Source organism: Dyella sp. S184 (assembly GCF_009766065.1).
Taxonomy (GTDB): domain Bacteria; phylum Pseudomonadota; class Gammaproteobacteria; order Xanthomonadales; family Rhodanobacteraceae; genus Rhodanobacter.
Genome location: NZ_LMUE01000005.1, coordinates 490,871 through 493,741, shown reverse-complemented (window position 1 = coordinate 493,741; position 2,871 = coordinate 490,871). Strand labels below are relative to the sequence as shown.

The following is a 2,871-nucleotide window of genomic DNA, read 5'->3' as shown; positions in this document are numbered from 1 at the left end:
GCCAACGATGCAAGCACGTATGTGCAACCAAGATAAATCGCCCGTGCCCGAGATAGATACTCGTTCTCCGGTAGAGCAAACAGCTTCAACACGGGCAGCAAGACAAAGAAGCCCATGATCGCGTGTAGAGCTCCGAGTCCTCTTATTGCATTGATGATCATTTGATGGCTAACGCTTGAGTTAAGCGGCGCCGGAGGCGTCCGCCTTGAACGACTGGTTAGAGGGAGCCATCGTATCCCTCACCCTCGTCGCCGCGAATTTTGGCAGACAGAATTTTTGCGAGCTGCAGCGCAGCAGCCATGACTGGATCTTCGCCAGATGTTGATGCCGGAGCATTGAAACTGACTTTTCCCTTGTGCCAGCGAAAAACCTTTGACCATTCACCATTGATTTGGATGGCCACAGCACCTGCCTGACCAGGAACCCTGATGACCTCGCCCGTCCTGGGATTGGACGAGACATTGTCACTTTCATCTAGACGAAGGTTGGCGATTGATTGCGCAGCCAGCTGCCACTCATTTAGCTCGATCAGCTTTTCGCGCTCGATATGTAATCCGTAAGCCATAGCTCCCTCTAACGCTAGAGTTAAGCGGCGGCGAAGCCGTCCGCCTTGAACGAAATGTTAGACAGCTGCCGAGGCAACACCGGGTGCTGAGCGGCTTGATTGCTCCCGCTGCCAGAAGTAAATGAATACACAGCGAGCTATCTCCGTTACCACGATGACTATATAAGTTGCCAGCGGCGGCAAGACCATGCCGACAGCTGTGAGCAGCGCAATAACAGGATACAGAGTCGGAAGAACTAAGCCGAGGCGAAAGGGCAGAAGCACGTAGTTGAGCCACGCGAGCCGACGACGCCTGAGTATGAGTGCAAGCCCGCAGGCAGCCATTAGAAAATAAACAAGAAACACGATGGCCACTACGAGGTCTGGAAACGGAAGGCCAACGTTGGCGACGTTTTGCGACATGCTGTGTGCCGTGGCGCCGATCTTCACGGTGCCAAAAATTGTCCACGCCACGTAGCCAATATCTAGTGCCCCAAGCGCTATTGCGATTCTGTCCGTAATTTTCATGACCCTGCGGCAGCTCCCCTGCTGTCTAACGCTGGAGTTAAGCGGCGGCGAAGCCGTCCGCCTTGAACGAGTAGTTAGACCGCATGCTACGACGGATGGAGGTCTGTGCGCATGCAGCGAAGCAGATGGGACAAAGCCAAGTCACGCTGCGAAGAGTTTGGAGGCGTGGCGCGCATAGCTGCGATAGCCCCAACGACTGCATGGGATGCAATGATCTCGGAGCGAGCGGTCCACATGCCGAAGTGCTTTGAGTTTGCGACGGAGTCGGTGACCTCAAGAGCCTCTAAGGCTTGAAGAAGGCCGGCGTAAACCTCGCTACGATCTTTGCGAAGGGCATCGGCTTGCTGAGCTTTGCGCGACAAGTGATCCTGCAAGAAAGCCGTAACGACAGAGCCAAAGCCCAGACCGCCAAGGAATGCCGCAATTGTTGATGCGTTGGTCAAATCTCCCCCTGCGGTCTAACGCTGGAGTTAAGCGGCGGCGAAGCCGTCCGCCTTGAACGAGATGTTAGGCCGCAACGCGAAGATCGTTGGGCCAAACGACTGTTTACTGCCGACCAAATTTGCTCCAGACCGCGAAAATTGCGACGGCAACCGCGAACCCAACCCATGTCATGAACAGACCGAACGACGTAGAGCAACCGAGCGTTTTGGTGCCGCCGCCAAAACGACAACCCATGTACGCTGTCTGCAACAACGGCACCCCAAAGACATACGTGACGATTGCCGCGGCAAGTAGAACAGCAACGACCAAAACCGTAAAGATCACGGGATTCTTTAATGGCATGCATGCGGCCTAACGCTGGAGTTAAGCGGCGGCGAAGCCGTCCGCCTTGAACGAGTAGTTAGGCATCATGACGCGAACGAGTCGGCGCGAGCACGAGCGCGGGTCTTGGCGACGGCACACCAAGCATCTTGGCTTGGCTTAAGCTCCGGTAACGCGAGAATGGCAGGGTTGATGGTCTCGTCTATGATTGCGGACATCGCTCGGCCCACGGCTTGCTTAATTTCTCGGTGACAGTGTTCCGGAATGCTTTCGATGGCGATCGCGAGCGCATCGTTCAGAGCGGCCATTGCGTCAATTCCTCCGTCCCGAAGAGCCTGCGCGCAGCTAAGCGTTGGTATGTTCATTCGTTTTGCGCCCGAGTTGGTAAGGATGCCTAACACTGGAGTTAAGCGGCGGCGCAGCCGTCCGCCTTGAACGAGATGTTAGGCACCTACGCCGCAGGAGGCCTACCCGAATTTTTCAAGATGTCTCTGGAAAACGTGAAGGCAAATATGCAAGCGATACCGATTGCGTATAGGCCACTGTTGTCTGGCCTACTGGGATCGAGCACCAATTTCAAAGTGATGCCGAGGACCAACACTACAAGCAAAATTAGTCCGGCTATCCAGTCGGCCGCGTTCTTTCCGATGGCGTGCCTCAGAACCACGAACCGCAATAGCGCGGCAAGCCCTAGGCCGACTGCGAATGCAATTGCTGTAGCGATTGCCAACATCATCCGGAAGTTCCCCTTGGTGCCTAACGCTTGAGTTAAGCGGCGCCGGAGGCGTCCGCCTTGAACGAATTGTTAGCCGCCAAGCCGATACGCCGCACCGGCTAGTAAGGCAACACCGAGCAATCGAGCTGCAATTACCAATGGAACATGACGCTTAAATTGCTTGGGATTTCGAGCCTTGGCTGTGCTGGTCCGAGGTGGTGCCCATCCGGGGTCTGGTAAATATGTGAACATTGAGATTAGAGCAAAGAACCATGCAAATTCTGGCCGATGCCACGCAGCGAATGCACAAACTGTCAAC

At 55.1% G+C, this 2,871-nt stretch carries 3 protein-coding genes; all 3 read right to left on the bottom strand.

Going from position 1 to position 2,871, the window contains the following annotated elements; all coding sequences use genetic code 11:
* Positions 1-217: 217 nt before the first annotated feature.
* On the bottom strand, positions 218-565 hold the full coding sequence (locus GSQ75_RS12180; RefSeq protein WP_158755130.1) for a hypothetical protein: 348 nt from the start codon (positions 563-565) through the stop codon (positions 218-220).
* A 57-nt stretch (positions 566-622) separates the two neighbouring features.
* The gene (locus GSQ75_RS12175) at positions 623-1,072 is read right to left on the bottom strand and encodes a hypothetical protein (RefSeq protein WP_158755129.1); all 450 of its coding nucleotides are present in this window, start codon (positions 1,070-1,072) and stop codon (positions 623-625) included.
* An 851-nt stretch (positions 1,073-1,923) separates the two neighbouring features.
* Entirely contained in the window at positions 1,924-2,145 is a 222-nt protein-coding gene (locus GSQ75_RS12165; protein WP_158755127.1) for a hypothetical protein, read from the bottom strand.
* Positions 2,146-2,871 lie beyond the last annotated feature (726 nt).